At 49.2% G+C, this 16295-nt stretch carries 13 protein-coding genes and 6 tRNA genes; 10 read left to right on the plus strand and 9 right to left on the minus strand.

Features of this window, described 5'->3' with window-relative positions; genetic code table 11:
- Positions 1-5: 5 nt before the first annotated feature.
- The 3 genes from nusA to HRI97_RS06505 form a co-directional block, all read right to left on the minus strand.
- Complete coding sequence (gene nusA / locus HRI97_RS06495) at positions 6-1472, minus strand: transcription termination factor NusA (protein ID WP_180486159.1); 1467 nt, start codon at positions 1470-1472, stop codon at positions 6-8.
- 60 nt (positions 1473-1532) lie between these two features.
- Positions 1533-1991 (minus strand): LSm family protein, encoded by a 459-nt coding sequence (locus HRI97_RS06500; protein WP_253724639.1) that lies wholly within the window; start codon positions 1989-1991, stop codon positions 1533-1535.
- Between the two features lie 335 nt (positions 1992-2326).
- The gene (locus HRI97_RS06505; RefSeq protein ID WP_253724640.1) at positions 2327-3253 is read right to left on the minus strand and encodes a YobF C-terminal domain-containing protein; all 927 of its coding nucleotides are present in this window, start codon (positions 3251-3253) and stop codon (positions 2327-2329) included.
- A 162-nt stretch (positions 3254-3415) separates the two neighbouring features.
- Between HRI97_RS06505 and HRI97_RS06510 the strand changes: the two genes are divergently transcribed.
- The 3 genes from HRI97_RS06510 to HRI97_RS06520 all read left to right on the plus strand — a co-directional run bounded on the left by HRI97_RS06510 (position 3416) and on the right by HRI97_RS06520 (position 7734).
- The gene (locus tag HRI97_RS06510) at positions 3416-5182 is read left to right on the plus strand and encodes a phosphohexomutase domain-containing protein (protein WP_253724642.1); all 1767 of its coding nucleotides are present in this window, start codon (positions 3416-3418) and stop codon (positions 5180-5182) included.
- 202 nt (positions 5183-5384) lie between these two features.
- Positions 5385-7169 (plus strand): phospho-sugar mutase, encoded by a 1785-nt coding sequence (locus tag HRI97_RS06515; RefSeq protein WP_253724643.1) that lies wholly within the window; start codon positions 5385-5387, stop codon positions 7167-7169.
- Complete coding sequence (locus tag HRI97_RS06520) at positions 7153-7734, plus strand: 3'-5' exonuclease (protein ID WP_253724645.1); 582 nt, start codon at positions 7153-7155, stop codon at positions 7732-7734. Before HRI97_RS06515 ends, HRI97_RS06520 begins: the two co-directional genes overlap by 17 nt.
- Positions 7735-7878: 144 nt before the next feature.
- Here HRI97_RS06520 and csrA read toward each other — a convergent pair whose 3' ends face one another.
- The 6 genes from csrA to HRI97_RS06550 all read right to left on the minus strand — a co-directional run bounded on the left by csrA (position 7879) and on the right by HRI97_RS06550 (position 13376).
- Positions 7879-8109 carry a carbon storage regulator CsrA gene (csrA, locus tag HRI97_RS06525; protein ID WP_016519981.1) on the minus strand — a complete coding sequence of 77 codons (231 nt, stop codon included), beginning with the start codon at positions 8107-8109 and terminating at the stop codon, positions 7879-7881.
- Between the two features lies 1 nt (position 8110).
- Positions 8111-8554, minus strand: coding sequence for a flagellar assembly protein FliW (fliW, locus tag HRI97_RS06530; protein WP_253724646.1), 444 nt, complete (start codon positions 8552-8554; stop codon positions 8111-8113).
- Between the two features lie 6 nt (positions 8555-8560).
- Positions 8561-9805, minus strand: coding sequence for a flagellar hook-associated protein 3 (locus tag HRI97_RS06535; RefSeq protein WP_253724648.1), 1245 nt, complete (start codon positions 9803-9805; stop codon positions 8561-8563).
- A gap of 32 nt (positions 9806-9837) precedes the next feature.
- Positions 9838-11712: a flagellar hook-associated protein FlgK gene (gene flgK / locus HRI97_RS06540; protein WP_253724649.1), complete on the minus strand. Its 1875-nt coding sequence runs from the start codon at positions 11710-11712 to the stop codon at positions 9838-9840.
- Positions 11713-11750: 38 nt separating this feature from the next.
- Positions 11751-12185: a hypothetical protein gene (locus tag HRI97_RS06545; RefSeq protein WP_180486151.1), complete on the minus strand. Its 435-nt coding sequence runs from the start codon at positions 12183-12185 to the stop codon at positions 11751-11753.
- Positions 12186-12314: 129 nt separating this feature from the next.
- Positions 12315-13376 (minus strand): glycosyltransferase family 4 protein, encoded by a 1062-nt coding sequence (locus HRI97_RS06550; RefSeq protein WP_253724651.1) that lies wholly within the window; start codon positions 13374-13376, stop codon positions 12315-12317.
- 421 nt (positions 13377-13797) lie between these two features.
- On the opposite strand from HRI97_RS06550, the gene HRI97_RS06555 reads away from it, so the two are divergent.
- From HRI97_RS06555 to tig, 7 genes are all read left to right on the plus strand, one after another.
- Positions 13798-13869 (plus strand) — tRNA-His (locus HRI97_RS06555).
- 72 nt (positions 13870-13941) lie between these two features.
- A tRNA-Arg gene (locus tag HRI97_RS06560) sits at positions 13942-14015 on the plus strand.
- A 389-nt stretch (positions 14016-14404) separates the two neighbouring features.
- Positions 14405-14477 (plus strand) — tRNA-Lys (locus HRI97_RS06565).
- Between the two features lie 36 nt (positions 14478-14513).
- A tRNA-Leu gene (locus HRI97_RS06570) sits at positions 14514-14595 on the plus strand.
- A gap of 35 nt (positions 14596-14630) precedes the next feature.
- Positions 14631-14702, plus strand: a tRNA-Gly gene (locus HRI97_RS06575).
- A 44-nt stretch (positions 14703-14746) separates the two neighbouring features.
- Positions 14747-14818 (plus strand) — tRNA-Gly (locus HRI97_RS06580).
- A 75-nt stretch (positions 14819-14893) separates the two neighbouring features.
- Positions 14894-16261, plus strand: a complete 1368-nt coding sequence (gene tig / locus HRI97_RS06585) for a trigger factor (RefSeq protein ID WP_253724652.1) — start codon at positions 14894-14896, stop codon at positions 16259-16261.
- Positions 16262-16295 lie beyond the last annotated feature (34 nt).

The raw sequence follows: 16295 nt of genomic DNA on the forward strand, positions 1-16295 counted from the left end.
TGTTTCTATTCCTCGTCCTCTTTAAATTCAAACTCGACACCGCACTTGGGACAATGTGTCATATCGAGTGTAATCACCGCGCCGCATTCCGGACAGTGATATACTTCTTCATCGTCGGCCGCTTCTTCCGCACTCTCCCGTGAAGCGTTATCATCTTCTACGAACTCAACGGTATTTTTAATAATCGCATCGACGCCGTCGAGATCGCTTTCCGTCAACCCCTCGATGTGTTTTAAGCCGCCGTTGTCGTAAGCTTCGACAAACTGTTCGATATCCTCGATACCGGCGTTTTTAAGAATTTCGGCGACACGCATATCGACACCGGGCAGTTCGGCGACGGTTTTGATTTCGTCGTAATCGTCGTCGCCCGTATCGTCGTTGAAAAGATTTTGCGCCGTCTGCATCGTAACCGATTCCGACAGATCCATTTCGGCCGCCTGCTCTTCGGTTTTGACGTCGATGCTCCAGTCGCACAGTTTGTTTGCGAGGCGTACGTTTTGTCCCTGCTTTCCGATTGCAAGCGAAAACTGGCTTTCTTCGACGATCGCGAGCGCTTGACGTTTTTCCTGATCGAGGATAAACACGCGATTGACTTGTGCCGGCGAAAGCGCATTTTTAATAAATACCGCCGGATCGGGATCGAATTTTAAAACATCGATTTTTTCGCCGAGCAGTTCCCGTATGACGTTTTGGATACGCACGCCTTTTAAGCCGACACAGGCACCGACGGGATCGACGTCTTCGCGGTTTGACGAAACCGCAATCTTTGTGCGGTGCCCGGCGTCGCGTACGATTTTAACGATTTCGATCGTGCCGTCGGCGATTTCGGGCACTTCCATTTCGATAATCGAACGCACGAGTTCGGGATCGCTCCTTGAAAGGATAACCTGCAGTCCCGTCGATATGCGCCTGAGATTGACGATGAGCGCTTTGATGCGGTCGTCTTTTTCGTAGTGTTCTCTCGGCGATTGAAATTTAAGCGGGAGCACGCCTTCGAGCTTCCCCGCATTTCCGAGATCGACGTAGATGTCTCCGTTGCGTTCATATTGACAATAGCACACGACGATTTCGCCGATTTTATTTTTATATTCGTTGTACAATGTGTCGCGGTAGCTTTCGTTGAGTTCCTGATGAGCGGTTTGTTTTCCCGTCGTGACGGCCGACCGGTCGAAGGATTTCGGGTCTTCGAGGATATCGATTTCGTCGCCGAGTTCCACTTCGTCGCTGAGTTTTTTCGCATCTTCGAATTCGATTTCCGTCACCGGATCGTACACTCCGTCGACGACCGTTTTCCGCGAATAGATGGACACGTCCGACATATCGTCGTTAAACTTTACGATAGCGTTGTCGGATGTCCCGTACGTGCGTTTATATGCGGCTTTGAGCGCGTTTTCGATGATCGTTTTTACCGAGTCTTCCGAATATCCTTTTTCCTGTATCAACTGACGGATTGCCTCTGCCATTTCCGACATGGAAAACCTCCTAATACTGTCCTCGCAAATTAATAATTAATAAAATACGGTATAAACCGTCTACTGTATAAATTTCGCTTTTGCCATCTCTCCGTACGGCACTGTAACGATTTCTCCTTTTTCCGTTTCCATCGTAAGAACCGTTTCGTCGGCGCTTACGATTTTTCCTCCGATCCAATCGCTTATCTTTTTGCTCCACACGCGCACGGCTCGTCCGACAAACAGAGAAAATTCCGCAGCGTTTTTTACATTGCGGTCGATGCCGGGCGAAGTAAGTTCCATCGATGTATTGTCGGTGCCGAGCAGCGCTTCAAGGCGGGGAAGCAGCGCATGGTGAACGCGCGAACAATCGTTTACGCTTATGTTTTTATCCGGCTCTTTCGGCGCGATGACCGCAAGAATTTTCGTAATCGTTTTTGCCGGAACGATTTTCAATTCGATAAGATGATAGCCCAGCCCTTCCACGAGCGGGGCGCATTCCGAATAATGCGGAATGTCGTCAAATGCAATATACTCCATCTTCTCCCGGTATCAAAAAAAAAGACCCGTGTGTCACGAGTCCATCTTAAAAGATAATTAAAATGTACATCGATATAGTATGATTTTTTTTAAATTCTGTCAAGCGATTCATCGCGCGGTAAGCGTTTTAAAATATGAAAACACAAATAATTTTTTACGGCATTTACGGCAGCGGCCACAGCACACTTTGCAACTTGTTTTCGAACGGTATCCTCAAAGCAAATACAATTCTGCATATTTCGACGAGAATTGACGACAGTGGCTAAAAAAATCCGCTGCAAACATATAAGGGAATCTTTTATGTTCTTTAAAATTTATAATACCGCTGCCCCGTATTATTTTCTTTCATACCCGATACACAGTTCTTTAAAGGCTTTATCCAGCTCAGAGATACTCATAAGAGTATTTGATAAACCCATATAATCGTCTTTTAAACTATCCAAATGCGCTCTTCCGAATAATACGGCAATCCGCTCTTTCAATTCTGCTCGTTTACGGTCGTGTTCTTGAAGAAACCTGCTCATATAAATATTTCTTGCAGCGGCTAGTCGAAAAGAAAAATATTGATGTATTTGTTTTTGCTGTTGATTTAAACCGTTATCTCTAATTGATATGGCATAGCTTTCAATAACACTCGCATCGCCATTCTCATAACGTTTCTTCATAACGACGGATACATCATGATAAATTTGCGTTGACACCGGTACTTTCGTTCGCTCCAAATTTCCCCACATTGAAAATGAGCCTCTTTTATAGTAAATATTTTCAGCTTTCCACGCTTGCAAAAATTCATTTAAATCCATCCTCATACAAGGATATCCGGCCGGATCATGTAAATAGATATCGTTTTCAACTAAATCATATATTGCAACAAAATGATCAACTCCTTTCAAATTCACATGATTAGGGTTGTATGTTAAATACCCCATATCTAACGGACCTGCAATGATAGAACCGTTTTTTAAATAAAATTTCAGCTTTTCTTTAATCATATTTACATTGACTTCATCCGGAGCAGTCAAGAAAAACTCTTCATACTCAAAACCGAGAATTCGTAAACAATTACTAATAGAAATATCAGGTTCGCCATTATCAAAGAAAACTATCGGATGCGCTCGGTCATTATTAACAAAATTCGCCCCATTCCCCATAGCCATTATCGCTTCCAAATATTCCGGATGAAAATCATATCCGTATGAACTTAATGTCATAGCAACCGAATTTGTGTAACACAAGGGAACTTCACCAAAAAATACATTCATACTTATACCTCCGTGTTACAAAGATACTGTACAAATTTCAAAAAAATCAAGACTCTCTTGTAAGGATATTACAAAACGGATATTGTGTAACTGCATTGCAGAGCGGCAGCGCATATTTATAAAGCATTTCATTTTAAAGCGCTTTGTGATAAAATGAAAATTATGGAACACAATATGATTCTTTCCGCGTCGGGCTGGCGCAAAGTTTTCGCAAAATCGGGCGACGAACGGGACACGACGAGCGAAATCGGTTTTGAAAATACGGCGCTCGCCGTCATCGCAGCCGACGTTTTTTTCGATTATATCAGCGCCGCAACGGGGCAGAAAAATCCCGTCATCGTATGCGGTACGGACACGCGCCCGACGGGAGCGGCTGTCGCATCGGCGATCGTGCGTACGCTTCTCGCGCGGAAAGCTATCGTGCGTTATCCCGGCATCGTCGCCGCTCCGGAAATCATGGCGTATGCGCGGAAATTCGACGGCTTTATTTACATCTCCGCAAGCCACAATCCCATAGGCCACAACGGGCTCAAAGTCGGCTTGAACGACGGAGGAGTCGTAAACGCGGAAGAAAACGCAAAGATGGTCAAAGCCTTTACCGAAAAATGCGCCGATAACGACGCGATGCAAAAAGCGGCTGCGCTGCTCAATTCGTGCAGTACCCGCGATGCGGAATGGGTATACGCGGAATCCCCCGGGTGCAAAAAAGATTCGCTTGCCGCATATAAAGCCTTTATCAAAGAAGTCGTCACCGCCCTTCCCGAAGGCGCCGAACAGGATGCGATTTTTTCAAACATCAAAAACGCGGCCGTAAAAGCGCACATCGGCATCGTGTGCGATATGAACGGTTCGGCGCGAACGCTTTCGATCGATAAAGATTTTTTTGCCGAAAACGGCATCGGCTTTTATGCGATAAACGACAAAGCGGGCGCCATCGCGCACGAAATCATCCCAGAACCGGAAAACCTCGTGTGGTGCGCACAAGAGATGGCAAGGCTGCAAGCGGAAGGCAAAAGAGACGCCGTACTCGGTTATATGCCCGACTGCGACGGAGATCGGGGCAATATCGTCTATTGGAATGAAAAACAAAAAAAAGCGCTGCCTCTGAAAGCACAGGAAGTGTTTGCGCTTTCAGTCCTCGCCGAACTCGCATACGCCGACAAGCTCTACGCTGCAAAGAGCGGCTATAAGCCCGCCGTTGCGGTCAACTGTTGCACGTCCATGCGCGTCGACGACATCGCAAAGGCATTCGGCGCAAAAGTTTTTCACGGAGAAGTCGGAGAAGCGAACGTCGTCAATACCGCACGAATCGCTCGTGAAAAGGGCTTTACGGTGCGCATCTGCGGCGAAGGCGGAAACGGAGGGAACATCACGTACCCGTCCGCCGTCCGCGATCCGCTTTCTACGCTGTTCGCAATTATTAAATTATTGACTATGGACGGTTTGTATAAAGCGTGGTGCGAAAAATCGCATCACATATACAAAGAACGCTTTACGCTCACCGACGTTCTCGAAACGCTTCCCGTCTACACGACAACCGGCGTTTCCGAACCCTGCGCCGTACTCCGCCTCAAAACTACAGACAATGCGGCGCTCAAAGGAAAGTTTCAGCGTATTTTCGAGCGCGAATGGAAGTCGAAAAAAGCGGAACTCGAAAAAAAATACGGCATCGTTTCATACGAAGCGGTTTTGACGAACGGAACGAAAGAGACTCGGAACGCTTCCGATTTTTCAAAAAGCGGTAAAGGCGGGCTCCGCATCATCTTTTTCGATAAAGATAAAAATCCGAAATCGTTTATGTGGATGCGAGGTTCGGGTACGGAGCCCGTGTTCCGCATACTCTGCGACGTAAAAGGAGACGCGCACGACGAAGAGCGGATGCTCATCGAATGGGAAACGAAAATGCTTAACGAGGCCGACAAAGCGTAAATGCGGAAAAAGCACGGCGGCGGTATTTTAAAGCGGCGGAAGTGCGGAAGGTTTACTTCGCTTGAAACGCGACATTCCTTGAAACGCGAAATTGAAGCGCTGCGTAAAACCTGCTATACTTGAACGGGGTGTCGCTCCCCCTTCCAAAAGAAAACGGGATCTAAGGGGGCTCTCCCCTTAAAATTTTTTATGGGAGTGTGATATGGAAAGATCGGAAATCTTAAAACGCGCGAATGCGTACATCGCCGAAGAAAAAGACGAAAACTTTCGGAGCGAAGTCGAGGCGCTCATCGCAAAAGACGATATCAAAGAACTCGAAGACAGATTTTATCAATCGCTCGAATTCGGCACGGGCGGACTTCGCGGCATCATGGGAGGCGGAACGAACCGCATGAACCCGCTCGTCATAAACCGCGCAACGCAGGGGCTCGCTTCTTACGTGATCAAAGCTTTTCCCGAAAAGGCAAAGGCGGGCACGCTTTCTGCCGTACTCGCCTACGACAGCCGAAAAAACTCCGACGTATTCGCGGAAGCAGCGGCGTGCATTTTTGCGGCGAACGGCATCAAAGCCTATCTCTTTTCGTCGCTGAGGCCGACGCCCGAACTTTCGTTCGCCGTCCGCACGCTCGGTGCCGACACCGGCGTTATCGTAACGGCTTCCCACAACCCGCGCATCTATAACGGCTACAAAGTGTATTGGAACGACGGCGCGCAAGTGATTCCGCCGCACGACAAGGGTATCATCGGCGAAGTGAACGCCGTCAAAGAAATCAAAACGATGTCGAAAGACGAAGCGATAAAAGCCGGCAAAATCGTCCTCATCGACAAAGACATGGACGAAAAATTCTGGAATATGTGCAAAGCGCAGCTTTTCCGGCCCGATCTCATCAAAGCGCACGCGAAAGACGTCAAAATCGTCTACACTCCGCTTCACGGAACGGGCGGCATGCACGTCGAAAAAGTGCTCGGCGATTTGGGACTCAAAGTGATCACCGTTCCCGAACAGCGCGACCCCGACGGAAACTTTCCGACGGTCGAAAAACCGAATCCCGAAGAAGCGCCTGCGATGAAACTCGCGATTGCGCTCGGCGAAAAAGAAAAAGCCGACTGCATTATGGCAACGGATCCCGACGCCGATCGCTTCGGCTCGGCTTTCCCCGATAAAGACGGAAAATTCGTTTTGATAACGGGCAATCAAATGGGCGCGCTTTTTCTCGAATATATTTTGCTTTCACGGAAAGAACTCGGCAAAATGCCCGAAAAACCCGCTGCCGTCAGAACGATCGTCACCTCTCCGTTTATCGACTACATCTGCAAAAAATACGGCGTCAAAGTTTTCGAATGTTTAACCGGTTTCAAATGGATTGCAGCCGTCGAAGCTTCGATGGAAAAAGACAACTCGGCAAGCTACGTGTTCGGCTTCGAAGAGAGCTACGGTTATAAAATCGAAAAAGAAGTGTTCGACAAAGACGGCATTTCCGCTTCCGCGATGTGCGCGGAGATGACGCTCTATTGGAGGAGCAAGGGCAAAAGCCTCCTCGAACACCTCGACGACATGTATAAAGAATACGGCTACTTCGAAGACAAAACGATCGAACAGTATTTCCCGGGTCCTACGGGCGGAGAAGCGATGCGCGGCATCATGACGAAGCTCAGAAACGAAGGATTGAAGACGCTCGGCGGGAAACGCGTAAAAGAAATTCGCGACATCGAACGGAGCGTTTCGTTCGATCCGGCAAATCCGGCGACGACAAAACCGCTCGATCTTCCGAAAAGCAATGTGCTGCAGTTTTTCCTCGACGACGGAACGATCGTAAGCGCGCGGCCGTCGGGTACGGAGCCGAAAATCAAATTCTACATAAACTGCACGGTTCCCGTTTCAGGCCATAATGACGCGGGCCTTGCACAAGCAAAAAAAGAAGCTGCTCTCCTCCGCGATGCGATCGCTTCGGAAATAAAATCCACACTCGATGCGGCTGCCGAATAAGCTTTTCCGCGATTACAAAAAACTGCTCCGCCTCGTAAACGGCGGGGCGGTTTTTGCGGCGATCGATACCGAAACGACGGGTCTTACTCCCGACACTTGCCGCATCATCGAAATCGGCGCCGTGCTCTTCGATAAAACGGGCGTACTCGACACGTTCGCCTCTCTCGTAAATCCGGGAATCGCTCTGCCCGCTTTTACGAAAGAACTCACGCACATCACCGACGATATGCTTTCCCTCTCTCCGCCCGCATCTTCGGTGCTTCCGGATTTTATCGAATTTATCGGAAGCGCGATCCTCGTCGCACACAACGCGCCTTTCGATTTGCTTTTTATCAATAAAGAATTGGAGCGGAGCGGTATGCCTTCCATGTCGAATAAAGCGATCGATACGCTGAATTTGAGCCGATGGGCATACCCTTCGGCAAAACATCATTCGCTGCAGTACCTCGCAGCCGCTATGGGAATCGATGCGGAAAACGCACACCGCGCATCGGACGATGCGAAAACCTGCCGCAAAATATTTTTACGCTGTTTGAAAGACACAGAATCGGTGCAAAAAAAATAAACGGACGAATTGCGATTTTTAAAAGTTGTGCCGATAAAGCCGTGCTTACGATGCTTCGGTCGGCTCCGCCTCACCGGCGAGTTTTCTCTGCAAACTCGCTGTGTAAATGCAGCAGCCGATTTTTTTGGCCGCGGCCCGAAGCGCTCACCGCCCTTTTAAAAGTTCCGATATCGATGCGAGTGCTCCCGTATCGGGAGAAGAAGCCGCTTTGTTTTCTTTTTGAATCGCTTTGAACACTTCTTCGCGGAACACTTTAACGCTTTTCGGCGCTTCGATCCCGACTTTGACTTGATCGCCGCGGACTTCGATGATCGTAATCGTTATATTGTCGCCGATTTTAATCTGTTCGTCGATTTTACGCGAAAGGATGAGCATTTCACTTTCCTCCGCGTTTTTTAAGCGCGTCGAGTATCGCGTGTTTTGTCGTCCAGCGGCCGTCGCTCAAAATCACCTGCACGCACAGCTTATTTTTTTTGTTGATGACGAGCGGCCCCTGCAAATTTGCGGTAACGGCGCTCCCGTCGGACGGAACGGTGACGACCGCCATAACGATAAGGTCTTCGGGAGAGCGCACGTCGATTTTTTTTAAACTTTCGTCGTCGATGTCCGCTTCGTAATCGTCGCAGATCAAAAACGGATCGATGAGCAAAAACGCAAGGCGCTCGTCGTCGAGGGACTGCAGCCAGATAAGCGGCGCCCATTCCGATTCTATCGTCGCGTATTTTTTATATTCTTCAAAACCGAAAAGCCCTTCGGGAAAAGTAACGATGTGATTTTCTTCGACGCTCTTTACGCCCATCGCCTTTGTCTTAACGTCCATCGAGGCTTACCTCAAATAATCGAGCAGCGTACTCGAATACAAACGCGCGGCCGTACTCAGCGTCGCCTGATGCGTAAAATCCATCATCTTCATATCGGATGCGGCTTTCGTCAAATCGAGATCGCCCTCGCTTGAGATGCGCTGCGTTACGTTGAGCGCGGTTCCCGAATTGCGCTTTACGTTGAGCTCCGCCCGCTCGTATTCGGAACCCGATTTCGCGATTCGTGTGGTCAAATTGTTAAGTCCCTGATCGATCGAACCGAGCACGCGGCCTCCGATCGCTTCGTGGTCGCCCGCCAAAAGCGCATTGCGGAGAGAGATAACCGCATCGAACATGGAACCGCCGGAAGCGCGCACTCCGGCTGCGAGATTGTACGGCGGCTTTTGACTTGCGTCTTTGATAATGCCGAGATCGGCGAGTGCGGAACCCGAAATATCTTCGAGCCACAGCTGCCGCGCGTCCGTTGCGGTAAAGTTCAAAGCGCGAGTTACGGGATCGAGCGTCGCCTTTACCGCAGCTTCGCTGTCGTTTATCTTTGCAATAAGCGAATACACGTTGTCGCCTGCGTTGATTTTGATTTCCGCACCGTCTACGGCGATAACCGAATCTTCCCCCGCTCTCCAGCCGGTTGCATCCCTTGCGCCGAAAATCTGCTGAGGCTCCGCCCAAAAAGTGCGCACGCCCGCGTTGTCCGTCGTCAAATATTTATTTTCGTCGATTTCGACCTGCGTTTCCGAAATGTTTCCGTTATAGCGCACGCCTTCGATAAGCGGCACGCCCGAACCTGCGACATTTCCCATTTCGACGTCGAAGGCCCTCACTTTCGTTTCGGTACCGGCAAAGAGCGAGTTTCCGTCTTCGCCGATCGCATTCGCATTTTGCACGAGCTCTTTTAAAAGTTCGTCGACTTCCGCCGCCATGTTTTTCATATCGTCGCCCGTGTAGATGCCGTTCGCACCGGTAACGGCGAGTTCTCTCACGCGGTGCAACACGTCGAGCGAATTCGTCATGTAGCCTTCACGCTGCATAAAAAGCTCGGAAAGCGTTTTGGCGTTTTTTTCGAAGTTTTCGATACGCGCCGCATAGGACTGATAACGCACCAAATGTCCCGCGGCGATCGGATCGTCGCGCAGTTCCTGAATACGGCGCTGGCTGCCGATTTGATTGTTGATTTTATTGAGACGGGATTCCTGCAGCCGTAGATTCGACTGCACATCCATATTATTCATTTGTGAACTCACCCTGCGCATATCGCACCTCCGTATTCGGCTTTACCCCGATTTTATGCTCTGATTCTGTTGATAATCGTATCGACGAGATTGTCCCACGTACTGATAAACGAAGCGGCGGCATTGTAGCCGTGCTGAAATTTAATAATATCCGCAAGCTCTTCGTCTATGTTTACGCCGCTGACGGACTCCCGCAGCGTGCGCAAATCTCCCATGATTTTATTTTGATTTGTCGTTTGAGTTGCAGCCTGCTCTCCTTTCAAACCGACGTTCGTCACGCTGTCGGCAAAATAATCGTCGAAAGTGCGCTTGTGTCCTATCATCACCTGAGTGTTTCTGATCGAAGCGATTTCGATCGCCGCCCGCCCGTCGCCCGACGCGAGAGCGCCGCGCGTATCGGCAAAGCCCGCAGCGACGCTTTTGACGTCTCCTCTGATGAGCGGATTTACCGCGATATACGCGGACGGATTTACCTGCGGCGTCACCGCAAATTGAGCGCCGTCGGCAAGACCGTCGACCGCGTCCGCGCGAAGATAATCGTATGCGCCTTCTTCTCCGCTTTCGCGCAAAATGCCCGCATAGCCGGTCAAAAACATTCCGCTGTCTTCGACATGGCGTATGACAAAATCGGGGTTCGATTGCGAAAGAGCCGTCGTCGCTTTCAGCACGAGATTGTTGTTTCTGTCGAGATAAGCTTTTACTTCTCCGTTCGAATCGTTGATCCGGTCGATGACATCGGCAACCGTGTCGGTAGCGTTGTATGCGACTTCGACCGTACCTTCGGGCGCGGAAAAGGTCATCGTACCGGCAAGTCCTATTTGCTCCTGCGAGTTCAATGTATGTCGCCCGGTAAAACGGAAAATATAAGACCTGTCCATTACGCCGTCCGCATCGTAATCGTAATTACCGCGCACGTTTTCGACAAAGGGATGAGACGTAAAAAAGTCGAGACCCGTCGTACCGTTCATGCCGGTTGCGTTACGGTGCACGTCGTTTACCAAATCGGAAAAGTTCATCGTCATCGTGTTGAGCGACTGCATTTCATTTCTGATATCGACATCGCGCAGTTCGATGAGGGAACCGAGTCTCCCGCCTTTTACGACAGCGTCGTTTTTCGTATCGCCCCAGATGAGACGGGGATTTCCGTTATTGTCGATAACCGTACGGAGGTCGAAACTGCGCGGAATGCTGCCCTGAACGAGCACGCGCCCGTCGACGTGTACCATGAATTCGTCTTTGTCGCGGTCGCTCGCCGTACAATTGACAAGCTCGGAAAGCTTATCGACGAGGAGATCCCGCTGGTCGAGCAAATCGTTCGGATTGTCTCCCATACCGCGCGAACGCACGATCTCTCCGTTGAGAGCGGCAATCTGTTCGGCATAATTGTTGATCTGCTTTACCGTCGCATCGATATCGCCGTTTATGATCGTGTTCACTCCCTGCAAACTTTCGTAGCGCTGGTTTATCGTATCGGTGAGCGAAATGCCGCGCGTGACGATCGCCTGACGGGATGCGATGTTTTCCGGATGAATCGACAGTTCCTGCCACGCTTCCCAGAATTTATCCATAGTGCTGCGGATCGAAACGTCGTCGGGTTCGTTGTAAATCTGCTCGAGCATCGTATAGTATTTGCTGCGCGTATCCCAATACGCTTCCTGATTCGCCTGTTCGACGATGCGCCGATCGAGCAGTTCGTCGCGGATCCGCCGTATGCTGGACGCGATAACGCCTTGCCCGATCATGCCCGGCTCTTCGGGACGCTCGAGTTCCGGCAGATACAGCGGATCGAATTCCTTAAATGCGACGCGTTGGCGCGAATAGCCTTCCGTATTCGCATTTGAAATATTGTGACCGGCGGTCGTAATCGCCGTCGTATGCGCCATAATGCTGCGCTTACCGAGCTCTATTCCGGAAAATGTCGAACCCATATATCACCTCACAAAAACGATACAAACTATTTATTGATTTAATATAATGTATTGACGACGACGCTCGACGGCTTTGAACGCATGATCTTTCCCGCCTTCGAATACACCGTCGCCCCGCTTTGAGGAAAGGCTTCGTCGAGCACGCTTTGAATAAAATCCCTCGCAACCGCTATGTAATTGCCGAGCGTTCTGTTTGCCGTCTTCGATTTGACGAGCTTTCCGCGCACTTGCGTCAAAAGCGGCAACGATGCCTTTTTCACTTCGTCGCTTTGCACATCCGAAATCGCGTTTCTCGTCTTTTCGGTTTTTTCGAAAGCTTCGGTAAGTTTCGTGATCGCGGAAATCGATTCGAGCACGCCGTCCCATTTTTTTTGCAGCACCGCAGCGCGCAGCTCCGCCTGCCGGGTAAGCATAGTGTCGAGAATTTCGTTTTCGCGCAAAAGAAGCCGCTCCATTTCGCTTATGTCCGCCATATACAGATTACCTCATGTTGATTATCGGTGCGGAAAAACGACGACTTTACGGTTTTTTTACGGGAGCGGCAGCAGTTTTATTCGATCGTAACGCATTTCCGCCTATACGCTTTCATACCGTAAAACGCACTACACTGCTTTGAACAAAGCGTATAATTTTTTTGCGGAATCGTCGAGCGAATATTTTTCGAAAAGAGGTGCGGGCGATGAAACGGGCTCGGCAAGGAGCGCATCCAAATCGACGTCGGGCTTAAATGGATCGATGTAATGCGCGCAGCTTCCGTATATTTCAGGTAAGCTCGCGGCATTCGAAACGACGACGGGCGCGCCGCAGGAAAGCGCTTCGAGCGGCGGAAGACCGAAGCCTTCAAAGTACGAAGGAAATACGAAAGCTTTGCAGTTTTGCATGAGCGCTTTCACTGCTTCGTCGGAAAGATAGCCTGCGAGAATAATATTTTCCAATGATTTTATTTTTTCAAGTTCGCTCGGAACGACGTTTTTGAGCATCGTACCGGAAATGACGAAAAGTTCGTTCGGGTAAAGCTCCGCATGCTGCATAATCCACTTGAGATTTTTCCGCAAAGAAAGACTTCCGAGCGTAAAATAAAATTCTCCGGATTTGAGACCGAGTTTTTTCAAAATGTTTTCATCGGCACGGATTTTTTTCATGTGGGCCGATCCGGAATAAATGACACGTATCTTTTTTTCGGGCACGCGATAGTAATCGATAATCTGTTTTTTGCTGAAGTTCGATACGGTACAGACAAAGCGCGCATTTTTGCAGATATTCCGATAATTTAAACGGCTGTACGCGCCGATAAGTTTGTCGTAAAACGATGTAAAATCGTTCGGAAAATCCTTTGCGTATACGTCGTGGATAAATGCGATGCCGCAGGTTTTGCCTAAAGGTGCGGTGTTTGAAAACGAAAGCGCACAGGCATTTCGTCTGCGGCATGTTCTTGCAAAGACGCCCAAATCCCAAAAAGGAAACGAGCGCGCTTCTTTATCGGATCGTATGACGGCAATACGGGCATAAGACGGAACTTTCGGCGCATTTGCGGGAACCAGTATCGACACGCGATCGGATGAGCTAAGCAGAGAATCGATTCGCTTGCATATTTCCCATGCAAAGCGCTCGATACCGGTGAGATTCCGGCATAAAAAATTTCCGTTTATAAGAATTTCCGTCATTGATGCCGCCCCAAAACCCCTATGCTTCGCTCCCCGCTTCATATCGTATAACGATTTCGATTGTAATTTCGAATTACATTGTTGTCAATCCAGGGCTTACGCATGAGAATCTATATTCCTCAAAAAATAACCATTACCGTAAAAAATCGGCTGCACTCCCGGCAGCAGCCCTGCCGTTCGCCGCGGCAGACCGTGATTGGAATCGGACTGCGCGAACTTTTTTACCAAAAAGTTCGCTTGCCATCGGTCTGAGCGGCTCGGCGGCATTGCCGCTGCCTCGCGTTCCGCCTTTTTTATTTTATATTATGTCTCTTTTCTGTGTATACATTTTTCATGCGGAATCCCTGGTTGTCAATCGCACGCTCTTGACGTAACGCTTTAAAATTTGCTATAGTTTTCGGGCATTGCAAATGCGCTTACGGTGCCTGTAGTTCAGCGGTAGAGCGCCAGATTGTGGATCTGGTTGTCGTGGGTTCAATCCCCACCAGGCACCCGCTTTTATAAAAATTAATAAAAAAGACGCCGCCGATTGCCTGAATGTTCGCGGCTTCGAATCCTTCCGAAAGCGTTTATAGCTCAACTGGATAGAGCAACGGACTTCGAATCCGTAGGTTGCGTGTTCGAGTCACGCTAAACGCAATTTTCCCTCATCCGCACCGTCTTCGCCGATTCTTGCCGTGCTACAAAAAAATCGTCAGGGCTTACGCATGAAAAATGTATACACGGAAAAAAGCGTATAATATATAAAAAAGGCGGAACGCGAGGCAGCGGCAATGCCGCCGAGCCGCTCTGACCGATGGCAAGCAAAATTTCGAAGAAATTTTGCGCAGTCCGATTCCAATCACGGTCTGCCGCGGCGAACGGCAGGGCTGTTGCCGGGAGTGCAGCCGATTTTTTTACGGTAATGATTATTTTTTAGGAAATATAGATTCTCATGCGTAAGCCCTAAAAAATCGTTCAACATACTTGCCATTTTATTTTATTTTTGCTATAGTTATAACATTCAGCCACTGTCGTGGATTGAGTACGGGCCATTAGCTCAGCTGGTAGAGCAACAGACTCTTAATCTGTGGGTCGTCGGTTCGAAGCCGGCATGGCTCAAGCCTTGTGTGAGACGAGAAGGCACGCACTCTTTATGCGAGAGTGGTGAAACGGCAGACACGCCGGATTTAGGTTCCGGTGCCTTTACGGCGTAAGGGTTCAAGTCCCTTCTCTCGCAATTCCGATGCCTGAGGTGTTGCGACATACAGATTTGCGGGAATAGCTCAGTGGTAGAGCGCCACCTTGCCAAGGTGGATGTCGCGGGTCCAACTCCCGTTTCCCGCTCGAGTACCGAAGCTTACAGCGCCGGAAAACGCAAAGAATTATTTGCGGGAATAGCTCAGTGGTAGAGCGCCACCTTGCCAAGGTGGATGTCGCGGGTCCAACTCCCGTTTCCCGCTTAAAAGCCAAAGCGATTCGGAGCAATCTGAATCGCTTTTTTTATTCGTACGGAGATCACTGGTAAGGAGCGAAGCGTGGAACTCAAAAAAGAATTCACCGACCTTGAAAAATCGGCGGTAAAACTCACCGTCACCGTTTCACAAAAAGACGTCGCGGCCGCATACGCGGAAACGCTCGGCAAATATCTAAAGCAGGCGCAGATTCCGGGCTTCAGAAAAGGCCACGTACCTGCGAATATTCTCGAGCGCAAATTCGGAGAGGGCATCAAAGCCGACACGGTAAGCGATATAATCGACAAAGCGCTCAACGAAATCTTTGAAGACGATGCGGAAAAGGCAAACCGTCCGCTCCCCTACGCGCAGCCCGTCATGGAAAAAATACCGGAACTCGACACTGCAAAAGATTTAAGCTTTTCTCTCACTTACGACGTGTACCCGAAAGTCGACGTTAAAAATTTTTCGGGCATTACGATAAAAGAGCCGCAGGTCACGATCGGCAGCAAAGAGATCGATGAAGAGCTCAAAGCCGTGCAGGAGCGCAATGCGGTCGTCATCGACAAAAAAGACGATGAAAAAGTCGAAAAGGACAATATCGTTACGATCAATTATGCCGAACTCGACGAAAACGGAAACGAAATCGCAGGGACAAAGCGCGAAGATTTCGTCTTTACGGCGGGATCGGACGGTACGTTCTACCGCATCGACGACGACGTCATCGGCATGAAAAAAGGCGAAACGAAAACGATTACGAAAACCTACGCGAAAGACGATAAAAACGAAAGTTTGGCGGGTACGACGAAAAAGATAAGCGTAACGGTTACCGCAATTAAAATACGCAATCTTCCCGCACTCGACGACGAACTTGCGCAGGATGTGAGCGAAAAATACAAAACGCTCGACGACTTAAAAAAAGATATTGTAAAAAATATGGAAAGCGCAAAGGAGCGGCGTATCGGAGAAATCAAAAACAACGAACTGCTTTCCCAACTCGTCGAAAAAAATCCCTTCGATATCCCTTCTTCCATGCTCAACGCGGAACTCGAAAACCGCTGGTATTCGATGGCGCAGCAGTTTCAGACGACGCCGGAACAGCTTGAAAAGATGTTTTCGTCGGCAAAACAGACGAAAGCCGACATACTCAAAGAGTGGGCGCCCGCAAGCGAAAAAATGCTTAAAAGCAGAATCATCGTAGACAATTTGATCCGCGCGCGCAATATTTCCGTTACGCCCGAAGATGTCGAAGCGCGTTATAAAGAAATCGCCGATCGCGGCGGCATGAGCGTCGACGAAGTGAAAAAGCACTACGCAGACGCAAAAGCGAAAGAATACCTCATCGACGACACAAAAGAGCAAAAACTCTACGACGAACTGTATAAAGAAGTGAAAACGGTAAAGGGAGATGCGATGTCGTTCGCCGATTTGTTTAAAGGGGAAAGCAACTGAACCCACGCCGCCTCGTTTTTTTAGTATATTGTAG

It is taken from the genome of Treponema socranskii subsp. buccale (assembly GCF_024181585.1).
GTDB classification, from domain to species: Bacteria; Spirochaetota; Spirochaetia; order Treponematales; family Treponemataceae; genus Treponema_D; species Treponema_D buccale.

What these genes read in the sequence shown, in the direction of transcription:
- HRI97_RS06535 (WP_253724648.1), bottom strand. Translation starts at nt 9,805, where the DNA reads ATGCGCAGGGTGAGTTCACAAATGAATAATATGGATGTGCAGTCGAAT.
- HRI97_RS06515 (WP_253724643.1), top strand. Translation starts at nt 5,385, where the DNA reads ATGGAAAGATCGGAAATCTTAAAACGCGCGAATGCGTACATCGCCGAA.
- csrA (WP_016519981.1), bottom strand. Translation starts at nt 8,109, where the DNA reads ATGCTCATCCTTTCGCGTAAAATCGACGAACAGATTAAAATCGGCGAC.
- flgK (WP_253724649.1), bottom strand. Translation starts at nt 11,712, where the DNA reads ATGGGTTCGACATTTTCCGGAATAGAGCTCGGTAAGCGCAGCATTATG.
- nusA (WP_180486159.1), bottom strand. Translation starts at nt 1,472, where the DNA reads ATGTCGGAAATGGCAGAGGCAATCCGTCAGTTGATACAGGAAAAAGGA.
- HRI97_RS06520 (WP_253724645.1), top strand. Translation starts at nt 7,153, where the DNA reads ATGCGGCTGCCGAATAAGCTTTTCCGCGATTACAAAAAACTGCTCCGC.
- HRI97_RS06510 (WP_253724642.1), top strand. Translation starts at nt 3,416, where the DNA reads ATGGAACACAATATGATTCTTTCCGCGTCGGGCTGGCGCAAAGTTTTC.
- HRI97_RS06505 (WP_253724640.1), bottom strand. Translation starts at nt 3,253, where the DNA reads ATGAATGTATTTTTTGGTGAAGTTCCCTTGTGTTACACAAATTCGGTT.
- HRI97_RS06500 (WP_253724639.1), bottom strand. Translation starts at nt 1,991, where the DNA reads ATGGAGTATATTGCATTTGACGACATTCCGCATTATTCGGAATGCGCC.
- HRI97_RS06550 (WP_253724651.1), bottom strand. Translation starts at nt 13,376, where the DNA reads ATGACGGAAATTCTTATAAACGGAAATTTTTTATGCCGGAATCTCACC.
- HRI97_RS06545 (WP_180486151.1), bottom strand. Translation starts at nt 12,185, where the DNA reads ATGGCGGACATAAGCGAAATGGAGCGGCTTCTTTTGCGCGAAAACGAA.
- fliW (WP_253724646.1), bottom strand. Translation starts at nt 8,554, where the DNA reads ATGGACGTTAAGACAAAGGCGATGGGCGTAAAGAGCGTCGAAGAAAAT.